The organism is Streptomyces sp. NPDC048506, assembly GCF_040651315.1.
GTDB lineage: Bacteria > Actinomycetota > Actinomycetes > Streptomycetales > Streptomycetaceae > Streptomyces.
On sequence record NZ_JBEZIX010000017.1, the window covers coordinates 116,583 to 131,994 of the forward strand.

At 71.1% G+C, this 15,412-nt stretch carries 12 protein-coding genes; 5 read left to right on the forward strand and 7 right to left on the reverse strand.

Annotated features, from left to right (window positions below; all coding sequences use genetic code 11):
- Window positions 1-24: 24 nt before the first annotated feature.
- The 6 genes from AB0C96_RS16410 to AB0C96_RS16435 all read right to left on the reverse strand — a co-directional run bounded on the left by AB0C96_RS16410 (window position 25) and on the right by AB0C96_RS16435 (window position 6,756).
- Window positions 25-420, reverse strand: coding sequence for a MerR family transcriptional regulator (locus AB0C96_RS16410; protein ID WP_362917895.1), 396 nt, complete (start codon window positions 418-420; stop codon window positions 25-27).
- Window positions 421-499: 79 nt separating this feature from the next.
- Entirely contained in the window at window positions 500-1,627 is a 1,128-nt protein-coding gene (locus AB0C96_RS16415; RefSeq protein WP_362917897.1) for a dipeptide ABC transporter ATP-binding protein, read from the reverse strand.
- 11 nt (window positions 1,628-1,638) lie between these two features.
- Window positions 1,639-2,700 carry an ABC transporter ATP-binding protein gene (locus AB0C96_RS16420; protein WP_362917899.1) on the reverse strand — a complete coding sequence of 354 codons (1,062 nt, stop codon included), beginning with the start codon at window positions 2,698-2,700 and terminating at the stop codon, window positions 1,639-1,641.
- Between the two features lie 11 nt (window positions 2,701-2,711).
- Window positions 2,712-3,683 carry an ABC transporter permease gene (locus tag AB0C96_RS16425; RefSeq protein ID WP_362917901.1) on the reverse strand — a complete coding sequence of 324 codons (972 nt, stop codon included), beginning with the start codon at window positions 3,681-3,683 and terminating at the stop codon, window positions 2,712-2,714.
- 131 nt (window positions 3,684-3,814) lie between these two features.
- On the reverse strand, window positions 3,815-5,614 hold the full coding sequence (locus tag AB0C96_RS16430) for an ABC transporter substrate-binding protein (protein WP_362917903.1): 1,800 nt from the start codon (window positions 5,612-5,614) through the stop codon (window positions 3,815-3,817).
- A gap of 107 nt (window positions 5,615-5,721) precedes the next feature.
- Window positions 5,722-6,756, reverse strand: coding sequence for an ABC transporter permease (locus AB0C96_RS16435; RefSeq protein ID WP_362917905.1), 1,035 nt, complete (start codon window positions 6,754-6,756; stop codon window positions 5,722-5,724).
- Window positions 6,757-7,265: 509 nt separating this feature from the next.
- Between AB0C96_RS16435 and AB0C96_RS16440 the strand changes: the two genes are divergently transcribed.
- The gene (locus AB0C96_RS16440; protein WP_362917907.1) at window positions 7,266-8,390 is read left to right on the forward strand and encodes a hypothetical protein; all 1,125 of its coding nucleotides are present in this window, start codon (window positions 7,266-7,268) and stop codon (window positions 8,388-8,390) included.
- A gap of 228 nt (window positions 8,391-8,618) precedes the next feature.
- Here the strand turns inward: AB0C96_RS16440 and AB0C96_RS16445 are convergent, their stop codons facing one another.
- Window positions 8,619-10,811, reverse strand: a complete 2,193-nt coding sequence (locus AB0C96_RS16445; RefSeq protein WP_362917909.1) for a prolyl oligopeptidase family serine peptidase — start codon at window positions 10,809-10,811, stop codon at window positions 8,619-8,621.
- Between the two features lie 289 nt (window positions 10,812-11,100).
- Here AB0C96_RS16445 and AB0C96_RS16450 point away from each other — a divergent pair, with 289 nt between their 5' ends.
- The 4 genes from AB0C96_RS16450 (at window position 11,101) to AB0C96_RS16465 (ending at window position 15,358) form a co-directional block, all read left to right on the forward strand.
- Window positions 11,101-11,295 (forward strand): hypothetical protein, encoded by a 195-nt coding sequence (locus AB0C96_RS16450; protein ID WP_362917910.1) that lies wholly within the window; start codon window positions 11,101-11,103, stop codon window positions 11,293-11,295.
- A 111-nt stretch (window positions 11,296-11,406) separates the two neighbouring features.
- Entirely contained in the window at window positions 11,407-12,339 is a 933-nt protein-coding gene (mshB, locus tag AB0C96_RS16455; RefSeq protein WP_362917912.1) for an N-acetyl-1-D-myo-inositol-2-amino-2-deoxy-alpha-D-glucopyranoside deacetylase, read from the forward strand.
- Entirely contained in the window at window positions 12,336-12,911 is a 576-nt protein-coding gene (locus tag AB0C96_RS16460; protein ID WP_362917914.1) for a DUF6113 family protein, read from the forward strand. The genes mshB and AB0C96_RS16460 overlap by 4 nt, the downstream gene beginning before the upstream one ends.
- A 215-nt stretch (window positions 12,912-13,126) precedes the next feature.
- A complete protein-coding gene (locus AB0C96_RS16465; RefSeq protein WP_362917916.1) occupies window positions 13,127-15,358 on the forward strand; it encodes a hypothetical protein in 2,232 nt (743 codons plus the stop codon).
- The last annotated feature ends 54 nt before the right edge of the window (window positions 15,359-15,412 follow it).

A 15,412-nucleotide genomic window follows, 5' to 3' on the forward strand; every position in this document is an offset into this window, starting at 1 on the left:
CCGCGCCGGGCGGCCGGCGCCGGATCAGGCCGTCGGGGCCGGCCCTACGGCGTCCGGCAGTCGCGTCGCCCGCACCACGTCCAGGTACGCGCTGACGGCGTCCCTGTTGCGCACCAGCGTCTCGATCCGCTCCGTCATCCGGTCGCACTCCCGCTCCAGCGTGGCGAGCATCTCCGGTGTGGCGTCCGGGAAGTGGATGGCCCGCGGCGCGTTGAGGCAGGGCAGGATCTGCTTGATGATCCGGGTGGGCAGCCCGGCGTCCAGCAGCCCCCGGATCTGCCGGACGCGGTCGGCGCAGGCTTCGTCGTAGGAGCGGTAGCCGTTGGCGCAGCGCTCGGCGACGATCAGCCCCTGCTCCTCGTAGTACCGCAACAGCCGGCGCGGCGTGCCCGTCCGCTCCGACAGCTCCCCGATCCGCATCGATCGCCCCCTTCCGAAGACGACAACGCCGCCGCGGCGGGAGGGATTCCCGCCGCGACGGCGCTCGAACGGCTCCGGGTTACTCGGCCGGGTCCGTGTCGGACTCCTCCATCGCCGCCAGCGCCGGGTCGAGCACGATGTCCTCGTCCCGCGCCGCGGTCGTCGGCTCCTCCGGGAAGTGGCAGGCCGTCAGGTGGCCGGCCGCGTTGCCGGAGAGCTGGAGCAGCGGCGGCTGCTCGGTCGCGCACTTGTCCTGCGCCTTCCAGCAGCGGGTGCGGAAGCGGCAGCCGGACGGCGGGTTGACGGGGGAGGGCACGTCACCGGCGAGGCGGATGCGCTCCCGCTCCTCCGCGTCGTCCTCCACCAGCTTGGCCTCGGGCACCGCCGAGAGCAGGGCGTGGGTGTACGGGTGGCGCGGCCGGTTGTAGATCTCGTCGCGGCTGCCCACCTCGACGACCTTGCCGAGGTACATCACCGCGACCCGCTCGCTGAAGTGCCGCACGATCGCCAGGTCGTGGGCGATGAAGAGGAAGGCGATGCCCAGCTCGCGCTGGAGGTCCTGGAGCAGGTTGACGACCTGCGCCTGGATGGACACGTCGAGCGCGGAGACCGGCTCGTCCGCGACGATCAGCTTCGGCTCCAGGGCGAGCGCCCGGGCCACCCCGATGCGCTGCCGCTGGCCGCCGGAGAACTCGTGCGGGAAGCGGTTGTAGTGCTCCGGGTTGAGACCCACGGTCTCCAGGAGCTCGCGGATCCGCTTCTCCCGGCCGCCGGGCGGGTTGATCCCGTTGATCTCCATCGGGCCGCCGATGATCGTGCCGACCGTCTGCCGCGGGTTGAGCGAGGCGTACGGGTCCTGGAAGATCATCTGGATCTCGGAGCGGATCGGCGCCAGTTCCTTGCGGCCCGCGTGCGTGATGTCCTGCCCCGCGTACGTGATCTTGCCGGAGGTCGGCTCCATCAGTCGGGTGAGCAGCCGTCCGGTGGTGGACTTGCCACAGCCCGACTCGCCGACCAGGCCGAAGCTCTCGCCGGCGTGCACGGTCAGGTCGACGCCGTCGACCGCCTGCACCGCGCCGACCTTCCGCTTGAACGGAAAGCCGCCGTAGATCGGGAAGTGCTTGGTCAGGCCCTCGGCGGTGAGCAGCGGCTCGCCCTGGGCGGACGCGGCGTCGCGCGGCGCCGGAAGGGTTGCGTTCTCTGCCATGGTGGTCGCTCCTAGCCCAGCCGGGGCTTGATCTGCTCGATGAAGAAGGTCTGCTTCTGCTCGGCGCTCAGATGGCACGCGGCGGCGCGCCCCGGCTCCAGCGGCGGCCGCTCCTCGGTGCAGCGGCTGCCGCCGACCTCGCCGGTGAATCCGCAGCGCGGGTTGAAGGCGCAGCCGGACGGCGGGTTGAGCAGGCTCGGCGGGGAGCCGGGGATCGGGTGCAGCGCCTCGCTGACGTCCGAGGAGAGCTGCGGCATGGAGCTCAACAGGCCCCAGGTGTACGGGTGCCGGGGCTCGGTGAGGATCTCCTTGACGGAGCCCCGCTCGACCGCCCGGCCCGCGTACATCACCAGCAGCTTGTCCGCGGTGTTGGCGACCACGCCGAGGTCGTGGGTGATCAGGATGATCGCGGAGCCGAACTCCTGCTGGAGGTCCTTGAGGAGGTCGAGGATCTGCGCCTGGACGGTGACGTCCAGGGCGGTGGTCGGCTCGTCGGCGATCAGCAGCTGGGGGTTGCAGACCAGCGCCATGGCGATCATCGCGCGCTGGCGCATACCGCCGGAGAACTGGTGCGGGTAGTCGTCGACCCGCAGGTTGGGCTGCGGGATGCCGACCTTGGTCAGCATCTCGATGGCGCGCTGCCGGCCCTCGCGCTTGCTGGCGCCGGTGTGCTTCATGAACGGCTCGGCGATCTGCCGGCCGACCGTGTAGTACGGCGACAGCGCGGTCAGCGCGTCCTGGAAGATCATCGCCATCTTGTTGCCGCGGAGCTTCTCCAGGGTCTTCTCCTTGGCCCCGGTCAACTCCTGGCCGTCCAGGACGATTTCTCCGCCGATCTCGGTGGCCTTGGGGTTGTGCAGCCCCAGGACCGCGAGGTTGGTCACCGACTTGCCCGAGCCCGACTCGCCGACGATGCCGAGGGTCTCGCCGCGCTCCAGGTCGAAGGAGAGACCGTCGACCGCCTTGACGATGCCGTCCTCGGTGGAGAACCGCACATGCAGGTCACGAACGGACAGGAAGGGGTCGGACCCGGCCGGCACGGTGGTGCCTTCGGTCTTGGTGAGTGTGGTCACTTCAGGTTCTCCTAGGACAGGCGCACGCGCGGGTCGATGAAGGCGTACGTCGCATCCACGATGATGTTGAACACCAGGATCAGGGCGGCGCTGAAGACCAGCACGCCCAGGACCATGGGCAGATCGAGGGTGATGACCGAGTCGATCGCGAGCCGTCCGACGCCCGCCAGCTGGAAGGTGAACTCGGTGATCATCGCGCCGCCGAACAGCGAGCTGAGGTCCATGCCGAGGATCGTCACGATCGGGATCAGCGAACCGCGCCAGGCGTAACGCAGGAAGACGTACGAGCCGGACATGCCCTTGGCCTTGGCCGTCCGGACGTGCTCCTCCTGGAGCTGCTCGATCATCGTCGAGCGGGACATACGGGTGTACTGCGCGGTGAAGATCGTCGCCATCACGACCCAGGGGATCAGCAGGCCCATGAACCAGCCCGCGGGGTCCGAGGTGAGCGGCACGTACCGGGGCGACTCCAGCAGACCGCTGTAGACGAACAGACCGAGCGCGATCGGGCCGAGGATGTAGATCTGCGCCGAGCTCAGCACCATCGAGACGGAGGTGAGCGCCTTGTCGACGAACGAGCCGCGCTTGTAGGCGGCGAGCAGGCCGGTGCCCAGGCCCACGGTCAGGAACACCGCGGCGCCGCCGACGGCCAGCGAGGCGGTGGTGGGCAGCCGGTCGATCAGCGTGGACCAGACGTCCTGCTTGGTGGCGAAGGAGTAGCCGAAGCAGGGGGCGCTGCAGTGGCCGATGGAGTAGTCACGGCCGGCGAAGATGCCGACCAGCCAGTCCCAGTACTGCGTCGTCAGCGGCTTGTCGAGGCCGAGGTTCTGGTGGATCAGCGCGATGTTGTCCGCGGTGCAGTTCTTTCCGCAGGACATCGCTGCCGGGTCACCGGCACCGAAGAACACGAAGAAGGTGAAGGCACTGAGCAGGAGAAGGATGACAACAGCGCCGAACGTCCGGCGAAGTAGGAATTGAAGCATGGCAGTTCGCTGCTCTCAGGACGGCGGCGGCAGTGGGCGTGAGGGGTGGGGACAAAGGCCCCGGAGGGCGCGCGTTCCGCCGTGTGCGCGCCGTCCGGAGTACCTTCGTCAGGTGGTCGCCTGAGCGGCCGTTACTTCTTCAGGTACAGCGTGTTCGGGTCGAGGTAGCTGACATCCAGGTTGTACCGGGTGCCACCGACGTTCGAGCCGTACAGCTGGAGCACCTTGGTGTAGAAGGCCGGCGCGGCCGGGTTGATCTTCTCCACGATGTACTGGTGCAGCTTCTGCCACTCCTCGGTCGACTTCTTGACGTCGGTGATCTGCGAGATCCGGGCGATCTCGGAGTTCACGTGCTTGTCGTTGACGTGGGAGTAGTTGGAGGCGCCGTCCTGGATGGTGGTGCCGTCGTACGAGGGCGGGATGACCGTCGAGGCGTCCGGCCAGTCCTGGCCCCAGCCCGTCATGTAGATGTCGAAGCCGTTGTCGACCTTGCCCATCTGCTCGTACCAGGAGGCCGCGTCGACCTCCTTCTTCTGGACGTTGAAGCCGGCCTTGGTCAGCGCGTCCTCGATGGCGACGGCTTCCTTCTGGCGGGACTCGGTGTTGGAGTAGGCGTAGACGAGCTTCATGCCCGTCTTGCCGGCCTCCTTGAGGAGCTTCTTGGCCTTCTCCGGCTCACCGTTGGGGTGCGACAGCTTGCCGTAGGGGTCGTAGCCCTTCTTGTAGCCCGCGACGGTCGGGGCGAGCAGACCGCCGGCGATCTCACCGCCGTAGCTGCCGCCGTTGAGCCGGACGAGCTGCTGGTCCGGCAGCGCGTAGGTGATCGCGTCACGGATCCGCTTGTCCTTGAGGCGGTCCATGTTCATGTTCATCTGCCAGACGTAGGGCTGGTAGCCCTGCACCAGGCGCTTGCTGGCGCTGGCGTTGTTCAGCACGTCCTTGGTCAGCGTGGGGTCGACCGCGTTGGTGAAGCTGATCGCGTTCTTGGCCTCACCCTGGTCTGCCATCAGGCGCTTGGTGGAGTCCGAGGCCTGGTGGTTGAAGGTGATGTTGAAGCCGTCCGGGTACTGGTGGTGCACCGGGTCCGTCTTGGCGTCCCAGTTCTTGTTGCGCACCAGCTGCATGGACTTGCCGGACTTGAACGACGCGATCTTGTACGGGCCGGAGGACACCGGCTTGACGTCGTAGGCGTCCTGGGTGTCCTTGGCGCTGTCCGGGACCACGCTGTAGCCGGGCATCGTCAGCGCGTACGGCAGCTGCGACTGCGGCTTGGTGAAGTGGAAGATGATGGTCTTCTCGTCCGGGGTGTCCAGGACGTTCTTGGGCAGGTGGTCGCCCTTGTACGGACCGTCCGGCAGCGCCTTGCGGTAGGTCGTGCCGGCGCCCGACAGCCAGGTCTGGACGTAGGTCGGACCGTCGGTGATGAACTTGGCGTACAGCCGCTCTATCGAGTGACGGATGTCCTTCGAGGTGATCGGCTTGCCGTCCTCGAACTTGATGCCGTCCTTGAGCGTGTACTTCCAGGTCTTGCCGCCGTCCGACATCTGGCCGGCGTCGGTGGCGAGGTCGCCCACGACCTTGGCGTTGCCCTGGTCGTCCTGCTTGAAGGCGGTCAGACCGCGGAAGATCAGCTGCGACAGCGCCTTCATGTCGCTGACGTACATCTGGCCCGGGTCCAGGTGGTTGTAGCTGTCACGCTGGTACACGCGGATGGTGCCACCGTTGCGGGCGCCCTTGACGGCGACGGCCGGTCCGGTGGAGTCGGCTGCGGTGCCCATCGGGATCACCTTGGCCTGGGCCGCGGCGTCCGCGTCGGTCTGCGACTTGTCCTTGTTGTTGCCGCTGCCGCCGCTGCAACCGGTCAGCGCGAGTGAACCGGCCGCTAGGGCCACGATCACCGCGCGCGCTCTGCGCGTAGAAAGTGCGTTCATGAGTTCCAAGCACCTGCCTGTCGGTTGGGGTCCAGATGTGCTGTCTGAAACATCCGGGGCAGGCCCGGCCGGTGGGGGTGACAGCAAGCCCCCCTCAAGTGGGGCGATCAGCGCCCTGACTTGGGGTCGAAGGCGTCGCGGACCGAGTCTCCGAGCAGGTTGAAGCAGAGCACGAAGATCAGCATGGCCGCGGCGGGGAAGAGCAAGAAGGTGGGGTCGTTCTCGTAGAAGTGGGCGCCCGCCTGGAACAGCCGGCCCCAGTCGGGGGTCGGCTCGATGATGCCGACGCCCAGGAAGGACAGGCCCGCCTCCGCGGTCACGAAGAGCGGCAGCATGTAGGTGCTCTGCACCAGCACGGGGGTGACCACGTTCGGCAGCAGTTCCTTGCGGATGATCCGCCAGGGCGACGCGCCGGTGATCTTCGCGGCCTCGACGAACTCCCGTTCCCGCAGGGAGAGCACCTGTCCGCGGAGCAGTCGGGCCAGACCCATCCACCCCAGGAACCACTGCACGATGATCAGCGCGCAGACCCGGACGTACGTGGGGGTCTCGTCGCCCGGCGGCACGAAGAGCGCCACCACGACCGGCATGAAGGCCACGAAGGTCAGCTGGCTCGGGAAGGCCAGCAGGAAGTCGATCACCCGGCTCAGGAAGTAGTCGGTCTTGCCACCGACGTAGCCGGCCGTCACGCCGATGATGATGCCGGTGATCACGGTCAGGATGGTCACTGCGACGGAGATGCCCAGCGACATCCGGATGCCGTAGATCAACTGCATGAACACGTCGCGGCCCAGCTGCGGTTCGATGCCGAACCAGTGCGCGGGGGAGATGCCGCCGTTGGCACCCGCCGGGTAGCCGAACTCGTCGAGGAGGTTGGGGTCCTCGCTGCCGTAGAGCGTGTACGGGTCCTTGCCGTACAGCGCGCCGATCACCGGGGCCAGGGCGGCGATGACGAAGAAGGCGAGCACGATGATCGCGCACACCACGCCCGTGCGGTCGCGCTTGAAGCGCGTCCACATCAGCTGGCCGGGAGAACGGCCTACGAGCTCACCGCCCTTGCCCTTCTTTCCCTTCTTCAGACCCTCTGGTCCAAGCCCTGGGGTGTCGGACTTGGTAGCCGCGGTCTGGGATGGACTAGTCATCGCGAAGTGCCCCCGCGCCGAGTTCTCTTGGAACGTGAAGCGGCACCGGTCGCACCGCTGGATGAGCGGACTTTCGCAAGTGATTTATGGCGGAGTCAAGGGGATCGGGTGTGCTCGTGAACAGGTCGTCTACTTCTTGAGCGAAGATTGCGCAGATTGACGCCCGGGCGTGCTTGACAGGGGGGAGCAATATGCGGCATGGGGGACATATCGTCACCAACCGCTTTAACGTGAAGGCAACTTCACTGTCGCATCACCGATATACGGACGCGTCATGATGAACAACGTACGGCCGTGCGGGTGCCGTAGACCGACCGGGAAGCCAGGCGGCGTCCCGGTCGGTCACTGCTTTATATGGACTTTGTCCGGATTTCATCCGGCACTCTGTTCGGTACTCCGTTCGGGTCTGTTGTCCCCGGGCCGCGACTCCAGTAGACCTGCGGTGGACGCCTCGTATACCGGGGCGACGTGGACGACCCTGGTACACCGACACGGACGGGGGGCGAGCCGTGTCCACAGTGCGGGATCGCGTTCTCACCCGCGGCGCGCGCGGCCTCGGCGCGCTGATCTGCCTGCTGCTCGCCCTGCTCGGCGCGGTCTGGATCGTCCGGGACCTCGCCCTCGCCCGGCACGGCACCGATGTGTGGTGGGCCTGGCTCGGTGAGGCCCCGAGGCCACGGGAGTTCACCGCCTGGGCCACCTCGGCGCTCGACCCCCTGCTGGTGCTCGGCGCGCTCGCCGCGGCGGTCACCGCGCTGCGCACCGCCGTCACCGCCTCCGTGGCCACCGGCGCGCTGCTCTCCGTCGCGACCGCCACCGTTCTGCTGAGGACCCCCTTGGTCTGGACGCTGAACGCCGGCTGGCTCCAAGGACTGGACGGCGGTCTCATCGGCCGGGCGCGGTGGACCGCCGTCGTCGAGCTCGTCCTGGCCGTCGCCCTGCTGGCCGTGGTCGCGGCCGGCCGGCGCACCGGTGGCGGCAGCGGCCGCCACACCGGGCGGCGGCCGCGCGCCCTGCCGGACGTGGCTCCGTCGGCGTACGGAGTCGTGCACGCCGCACCGCACGCCGCCGAACCCGGCGCGCCCGGCCGGCCGCACAAGGGGGCGGCCGTCACCGCCGCCGTCCTCCTGGCCGCCGCCGCGCTGGCCGTCGTCGGCTGGGAGGTCCACTGGTGGCTGGTGCTCGGCGGGGACGTCTACCGCAAGGGGCTGCTCGGCGACGCCTCCGTCTTCCGCGCCATGTTGGAGCCCCCGGTGCACTGGCACCCGGCGGCCCTGGCGCTGCTGGCCTTGGCCGCCGCGACCGCCGCGCTGCGCCGCGCGTCCTGGGCCCGGCCGGCGGTGGCCGGTGCCGCGGCGCTGCTGCTCGGCCACGGCACCGTGGTGCTCGCCGCCGCCGTCCACACCGGCACCGCCGGCCGGTTCGCCGCCCTGCCCACCGAGGCCCAACTGGAGCTGGCCACCGCCGCTTTCCTGGTCGTCGCCGGGCTGACCACGTTGATCCTCGCGGGTCGGCCCGGCGTACCGGACGCCGCCCGGGACGCGGACGAGGTGCGGGCGTACGGCTCCGCCCCCGGCGAGGCGCGGCCGCCGCACGCCCCGCCCCCGCCGTCCACCCTCCCGCCCGGCTGGTGAGGGCGGGGCGGGAGCCTTGGGGAGGCGGGTTCTCAGGCGGGGTGGGGCCTCAGGCGGAGGGCCTTTAGGTGGGGCGGGGCCTTAGGGGGCAGGCGAACAGATCCCGTAGGGGATACGGGCCCCCCTTCGGGGCCACAACGGGGCGGGGGCAAGGTGCATTCCCGTGATCGGGAAATGCACCCCCGCAGTCAGGACGGCAGCCCCCCGGTCAGGCCGGCACCCCCGCAGTCAGGACGGCAGCCCCAGCGACCGCTTGAGGAAGTCGACTTGGAGCAGCAGCAGGTTCTCGGCCACCTGCTCCTGGGGCGTCATATGGGTCACCCCGGACAGCGGCAGCACCTCGTGCGGGCGGCCCGCCGCCAGCAGTGCCGACGACAGCCGCAGCGAATGCGCCACCACCACGTTGTCGTCGGCCAGGCCGTGCACGATCAGCATCGGACGGTGCGGCTCCACCGCTCCGGACAGCCCCTCGTCCGTGAGCAGCGAATTCTCCGCGTAGACCGCCGGCTCCTCGCCCGGGTGGCCCAGATACCGCTCCTGATAGTGGGTGTCGTACAGCCGTAGATCGGTCACCGGCGCACCCACCACCGCGGCATGGAAGACGTCCGGTCGGCGCAGCGCGGCGAGCGCGGCGAGGTAGCCGCCGAAGGACCAGCCGCGGATGGCCACCCGCTCCATGTCGAGGGGAAAGGATCCGGCCAGTGCCGTCAGGGCGTGGACCTGGTCGTCCAGCGTGATCTCCGCGATGCGCCGGGAGACCGACTTCTCCCAGGCGGGGGAGCGGCCCGGGGTGCCCCGGCCGTCCGCGACGATCACCGCGAAGCCCTGGTCGGCGAACCACTGCGAGGTCAGGTGGGCGTTGTGCGAGGCGACCACCCGCTGGCCGTGCGGACCGCCGTACGGATCGAGCAGCACCGGCAGCGGCCCGTCACCCTCCGCATAGCCGTCGGGCAGCAGCACCGCACACGGGATCTCCCGCTCCCCGGCCAGCACCAGCCGCGGCCGGGCGGTGATCGGCGGCTCCTCGGCGTACGAACCGATCGTGGCGAGCGTCTTCTCCCCGCCGTCGGGATCCAGCCGGACCACGTCCACCTGGGTGCCGGGCCGCTCCAGAGACGTCTGGGACAGCACGGTCAGCGCGCCGCCGCGCACCGCGGAGGACACCGTCGGATACGGACGCTCGCCCACCCGCTCCCAGCCGCCCTGGTCGCCGCTGCCGCGGAACCACGCGCGGTAGACGCCGATGTCGTGCATGTCCGTGCCGCTCGCGGAGAACAGGACGTCCTCCTCGCCGATGTCCAGCACCGCCCGCACATGCAGCGGCGCCCCGGTCAGCGGCCGGTCGCCGACGAACAGCTTGCGCGCCCCGCCCTCGTCCGCGATCCGCACCAGCCGGCCGTCCGGCGTCCAGGCCGGCACTCCGGGGAACGGCTCGACCCACACCTCGTCCTCGTCCTCGTGCACCGTCCTGGTCGCGCCGGTCGCGGTGTCGACGGCCAGGTAGCGCTGGTCCCGCTGGTCCCGGGCCTGGACCAGCAGCAGCGGCGGGCCGGCCGCGGACCAGTGGACGCGCGCCAGATAGGGGTAGCGCCCGGTGTCCCAGCGGACGTCCGTACGCGAGCCGTCCAGGCCGAACAGCGTCAGCGTGACCTCCGCGTTGGCGGTGCCCGCCGCGGGGTAGGCCACCCGTACGGGCTCGCGGTCCGGGTGCGCCGGGTCGGAGATCCACCAGCGCTCGACCGGCGCCTCGTCGACCCGGGCGGCCAGCACCGCATCGCTCTCCGGGGACCACCAGAAGCCCCGGTAACGGCCCATCTCCTCGGCCGCGATGAACTCCGCGAGGCCCCAGGTCACCTCCGGTCCGTCCGGCTCCGCCAGCACCCGGTCCGCCGACCCGCCGCCGGGTCCTGCCGCGGCATCGCCGTCGTCGGACGTCGCGGTGCCGTCCACCGCGACCACCCGCAGCCGGCCCTCCGACACGAAGGCCACCTGTCGGCCGTCCGGCGACGGGCGGGGGTCCACCACCGGCCCCTGCACCGGGAGTTCACGGGTCGTGCCGGCCCGCAGTTCGGAGACGAACAGCCGGCCGGAGAGGGTGAACGCCGCCAACTCCACGGCGGAATCCGTGGCATAGCCGACGATGCCGGCCGAGCCCTCCCGACTGCGCTCCCGGCGGGCCCGCTCCTCAGGGGGCAGGTCCTCCTCCGCACCGGCCAACAGGGCCTGCGGATCGGCCGCCGTGAACTCCCGCCCCGCGTCCAGGTCGAGCACCCACAACTGCTGGCTGCGGTCCGTGCCGGAGGCGGAGCGGAGGAAGACGACGCGTGTGCCGTCGGGCGCGATGGTGTAGCCGCGCGGTGCGCCCAGAGTGAAGCGCTGCGTACGGGCGGAGTGCCGCGGGAACGAAGGCTGTCCGGTCATGAGCCGAGCCTAGAGGGTGTCCGGCCGATCGGCCCCGGACCGGCGGCGGACCGGAGTCGTACCGGCGGCGGAGAGGCAGGGCTCACCGTGGTCGCACTCGTGAAGATCGTGTGCGCCCCCGCTCTGCTTCCGTGCTCCGACTTATGCGCTAGGACGGAAAGTTATGATCCCTTGCGCGTAGTGGGTACGGGGTAAAGAGCCCTTGGCATACCCCGGCGCGCCGGTCCGTGGTCGCGGTCCGCGCGCCGTCAACTCTGTTCGGACCATGAGTACTTGGAGGTGAGCCGCCGTGGCACTCTCGATTTCGGCGGTGGTGCTGCTGGCGATCATCGTCTTCTTGCTCGTCAAGAAGTCCGGACTGAAGGCCGCGCATGCCTTTGTCTGCATGTTGCTGGGCTTCTATCTGGCCAGCTCGTCCATCGCACCGACGGTCAAGACCCTGACGACGAACGTCGCCAGCATGATCGGGGGCCTCAAGCTCTGATCCGCCCCCGGCCGGGCCGGCCCGCCGCGCGTCCGCCCGGGGCGCGGGCGGACGGCCGGTGGCCGGGATCGCATGGTGAGGGCGCGGCGGCCGGCTCGTAGGCTTGTCCGCATGACCTCCCACCCCGCCCGCCGTCTGCTCCTGGTGCACGCCCACCCGGACGACGAGTCGATCAACAACGGCGTGACCATGGCCAAGTACGCGGCCGAGGGCGCCCGGGTCACCCTCGTGACCTGCACGCGCGGCGAGGAGGGCGAGGTCATCCCGCCCGAACTCGCACACCTCGCGCCGGACCGCGACGACGCCCTCGGTCCGTTCCGGGTCGACGAGCTGGCCGCCGCGATGACCGCCCTGGGCGTCACCGACCACCGCTTCCTCGGCGCACCGGGCCGCTACCGCGACTCCGGCATGATGGGCGCGCCCCAGAACGAGCGCCCGGACGCCTTCTGGCAGGCCCCGCTCGACGCGGCGGCCGCCGACCTGGTGGCGGTCATCCGTGAGGTCCGCCCCCAGGTCCTGGTCACCTATGACCCGAACGGTGGATACGGCCACCCCGACCACATCAAGGCGCACCGCGTCGCCATGCGCGGCGCCGAGCTCGCCGCGCGGGACGACTTCCGGCCCGAGCTGGGCAGTCCGTGTGCGATCGAGAAGATCTACTGGAACTGCAACCCGCGCTCCGTGGTCGAGGAGGGCTTCGCGCGGCTGCACGCGGCCGGCCACCGCTTCCCCGGAATCGCCTCCGTCGACGACGTGCCGGGCGTGGTGCCGGACTCCGAGGTCAGCGCGTCGATCTCCGGCGAGCCCGGCCACGCCGCCGCGAAGGCCGCCGCGATGCGCGCCCACTACACCCAGATCGCGGTCGACGGGCCGTTCTTCGCGCTCTCCAACGACTTGGGGCAGCCGCTGTTCGCCACGGAGCACTATCGGCTGGTGCACGGCGTCGCGGGCGCGACGGACGGGCCGGAGGGCGATCTCTTCGCAGGTATTGGTGAAATGGCGGGTATGGAGGAGAGTGCCCGGATCGAGGAGGTGGCGGAATGAGCGCGGCGAAGAGTGGCGACGGCGGTGCGACCCCGGGGAAGGGGAACGGCCGTCCGGCCGCCGACAAGGCGAACGGCAGCCCGGTCGCCGGCCGGGGGCAGCGGTCCCGGGCCGGCTCGGGCGGCACGCCCGGCGCCCGGGACCGGGTCCGGCCCGGCGCTCCCGTGCCGCCGGCCCCCGGCAGCGGGCTCTCCGCACCGCTCACCCCCGGCAGGATCGCCACCTACGTCCTGCTCCTCATCGCCGGCGTCCTGGTCGCGTTCGGCGGCACGCTCGTACAAGCGGCCTGGTTCCCCGGTGGGTTGGTGCTGGCCCTCGGTGGAGTGGCCGGGCTCTTCTACGGTGGCGCCCGGGCCACGGGCACCACCGCGGGCGCGTTGGTGCCCGGCGCGTCCTGGCTGGTGACGGTGTTCCTGTTGCTCAGCGACGTCCGGCCGGAAGGTGACTTCCTCTTCGGCCCCGGCGTCGGGTCGTACCTCTTCCTGCTGGGCGGCATCCTCGTCGCTGTGATCTGCGCCACCGCGGCCCAGGTGCGCACTGCCGGCGCGCGGTACGGCCGAGTTGGCGGATGACGTGGTCCATACCGGGACGGATGCCGCGCGGGTTCGGGTGAACGGCCCCGGAACAGGGGTATCGCCCGTGGCGGCAGTGTTCGTACGCTCGCCGGGTGTCCGCCCGCGGCGGACAGTATGGTGGTGCGCGCCGTCGCGCCGCCCTGGGGGCACCCTCCGGCCTCGGGCCGGGGATCATCTCTGACGAGCGGCGGAGCCAACCGGGAGAACCTGCTTTGAGTCGTGAATCTGACAGTTCGTCCTCCGGCCTTCAGGGCCGTGGCGCAGCCGCGTACCCGTCAGGAACGCCGCCGTACGGCTCGCCCAGGGGAGACGCCGGCGAGGCACTGGCGCCCGGTGCCGCGGACCGGCCGGACGAACCCAAAACCGAGACCACACTGACGACGCGGATCAAGATCAACATTCCGGGTTCGCGCCCCATCCCGCCGGTCGTCGTGCGCAAGCCCGTCGGTGAGGAGTCCGGCATGAACGCAGCGGCCGCAGCCGGCGGTTCCGCCGGTTCCCGGGGCGCGCCCCGGGCCGCCCGCGGCAGCGAGCGGACCGCGGAGCGCACGGCCAACACGCCCCGCCCCGACGCCGCGGCGGACGAGGCGGCCGCCGGCCGGACCGACCAGACCAGCGACTGGTTCGCGCCGCGCAAGGCGCAGAGCGGACCGTCCGGCTCGTCGTCCACCACCGGCTCGCACGCCGCGCCGTCCGGCTCGTCGTCCACCACCGGCTCGCACGCCGCGCCGCCCGCCCCCGGCGGCGGCACCCCGCCCCGTGGCAAGCCCCAGCAGCGTCCGGACCTGCCGTACTTCTCCGACGGTCCGGCCCCGCAGGGCGCCCCGTCGCCGTACGACGACGATGCCCGGCCGGCCGGTGCCGCCCCCTTTGACGGCGGTCCGCAGGACGGCGCGGCACGCGGTGACGCCGCGCCCTTCGGCGCGACGCCCGCCGCCGACTCGCCGTTCGACCGCGCGGCGCAGGCCGGCTCGCCGTTCGACGCCCCCACCGGGCTCCCCCGCGACCACAGCCCCTTCGACGCCCCGGCCGGCGGCCCGAGCGGCCCCACGGCCGGCCCGGCCCGCGGGGACGCCGCGCTGAACCTCCCGCCCGGCTTCAGCGACCCGCTCGCGGGCTCCGGCGCCACCACCCGGAGCACGCCCCAGATCCACGACGACACCGCCGAGCTCACCCCCCAGCCGCCCGCCCCCCTCGCCGGACCCGGCAGCGGCCACGGACCGGGCGGCGGCATCTCCGGCGGACTGCCCGGCTCCCAGGCCGGCGCCGCACCCGCCGGCCCGACCGGCAGGCGCGGCGCGAAGAGCGGCCCGGCCGGCGCCACCTCCGGAAGCCGCGACCGGCTCTCCGGCGACACCCTCGTCAGCGGCATCCCGGCCACCCCCGGTGCCGACGGCCCGGCCTCCCCGTTCGCCACCTCCCCGGGCGGCACGGGCGAGAGCGCAGCCCCCAAGCCGCGTCCGAAGATCCCCGAGCCGATCAACCCGCCCAAGAAGGGCCGCAACAAGCTCGTCCTCGTCGGCGTCGGCGTCGTGGTCCTCGCGGGCGTCGCCTACGGCGCCGGGCTGCTGCTCGACCACGCCGACGTGCCCAACGGCACCACCGCGCTCGGCGTGGACATCGGCGGCACCACCAAGGACGACGCCGTCCGGAAGCTGGAGGCGGCGCTCAAGGACCGTCGCACCGCGCCGCTCAAACTCACCGTCGACGGCAAGGCGGTCACCCTCGACCCGGCCAAGGCGGGCCTCGACATCGACCCGCAGGCGACCGTCCGCAAGGCCGCCGGCCGCGACTACAACCCGGTCTCCGTCATCGGCTCTCTCTTCGGCGGCACCCGGACGGCCGAACCGGCGATGGTCGTCGACAACGAGAAGCTCCAGGTCGCGCTGGAGAACCTGGCGGGCCCGGCCGGCGCCGCCGCGGACGGCGGCATCACCTTCGAGAACGGCCGGGCCGTTGCGCACTACGGCAGCCCGCACAAGGCGATCGACGTCAAGGCGTCCGAGCAGAAGGTCAGCGACGCCTACCGCGACCGCGCCACCAACGGCACCGACGCACCGATCGTCCTCGCCGCCGGCACCCAGCAGCCTCGGGTGAGCAAGGCCGCCGTCGACAAGGCGATGAAGCAGTACGCCGAACCCGCCATGGCCGGCATGGTGACGGTCCGTACGGACCCGGGGCACACGGTCTCCTTCAGCCCGCAGAAGTCCATCCCGAAGTTCCTGTCCTTCAAGATCGGCAGCGACGGCGAGCTGGTGCCCTACTACGACCGGGCCGTCCTCAGGGAGCTCTACGGCGACACCTTCAACGGCGTCCTGCTCACCAAGGGCGACGGCTCCAAGAAGCCGGTCTCCGTCGAGGAAGTGGCGAGCGCCGTCGGCAAGGCCCTCCAGGGCACCACCGCCGCGCAGCGCGTCCAGACCATCGGTGCGGACGGCGCCTGACGGACCGTCGACACGGACCCGCAGACCGTCCCAGCGGACACGAGGCCCCCAACA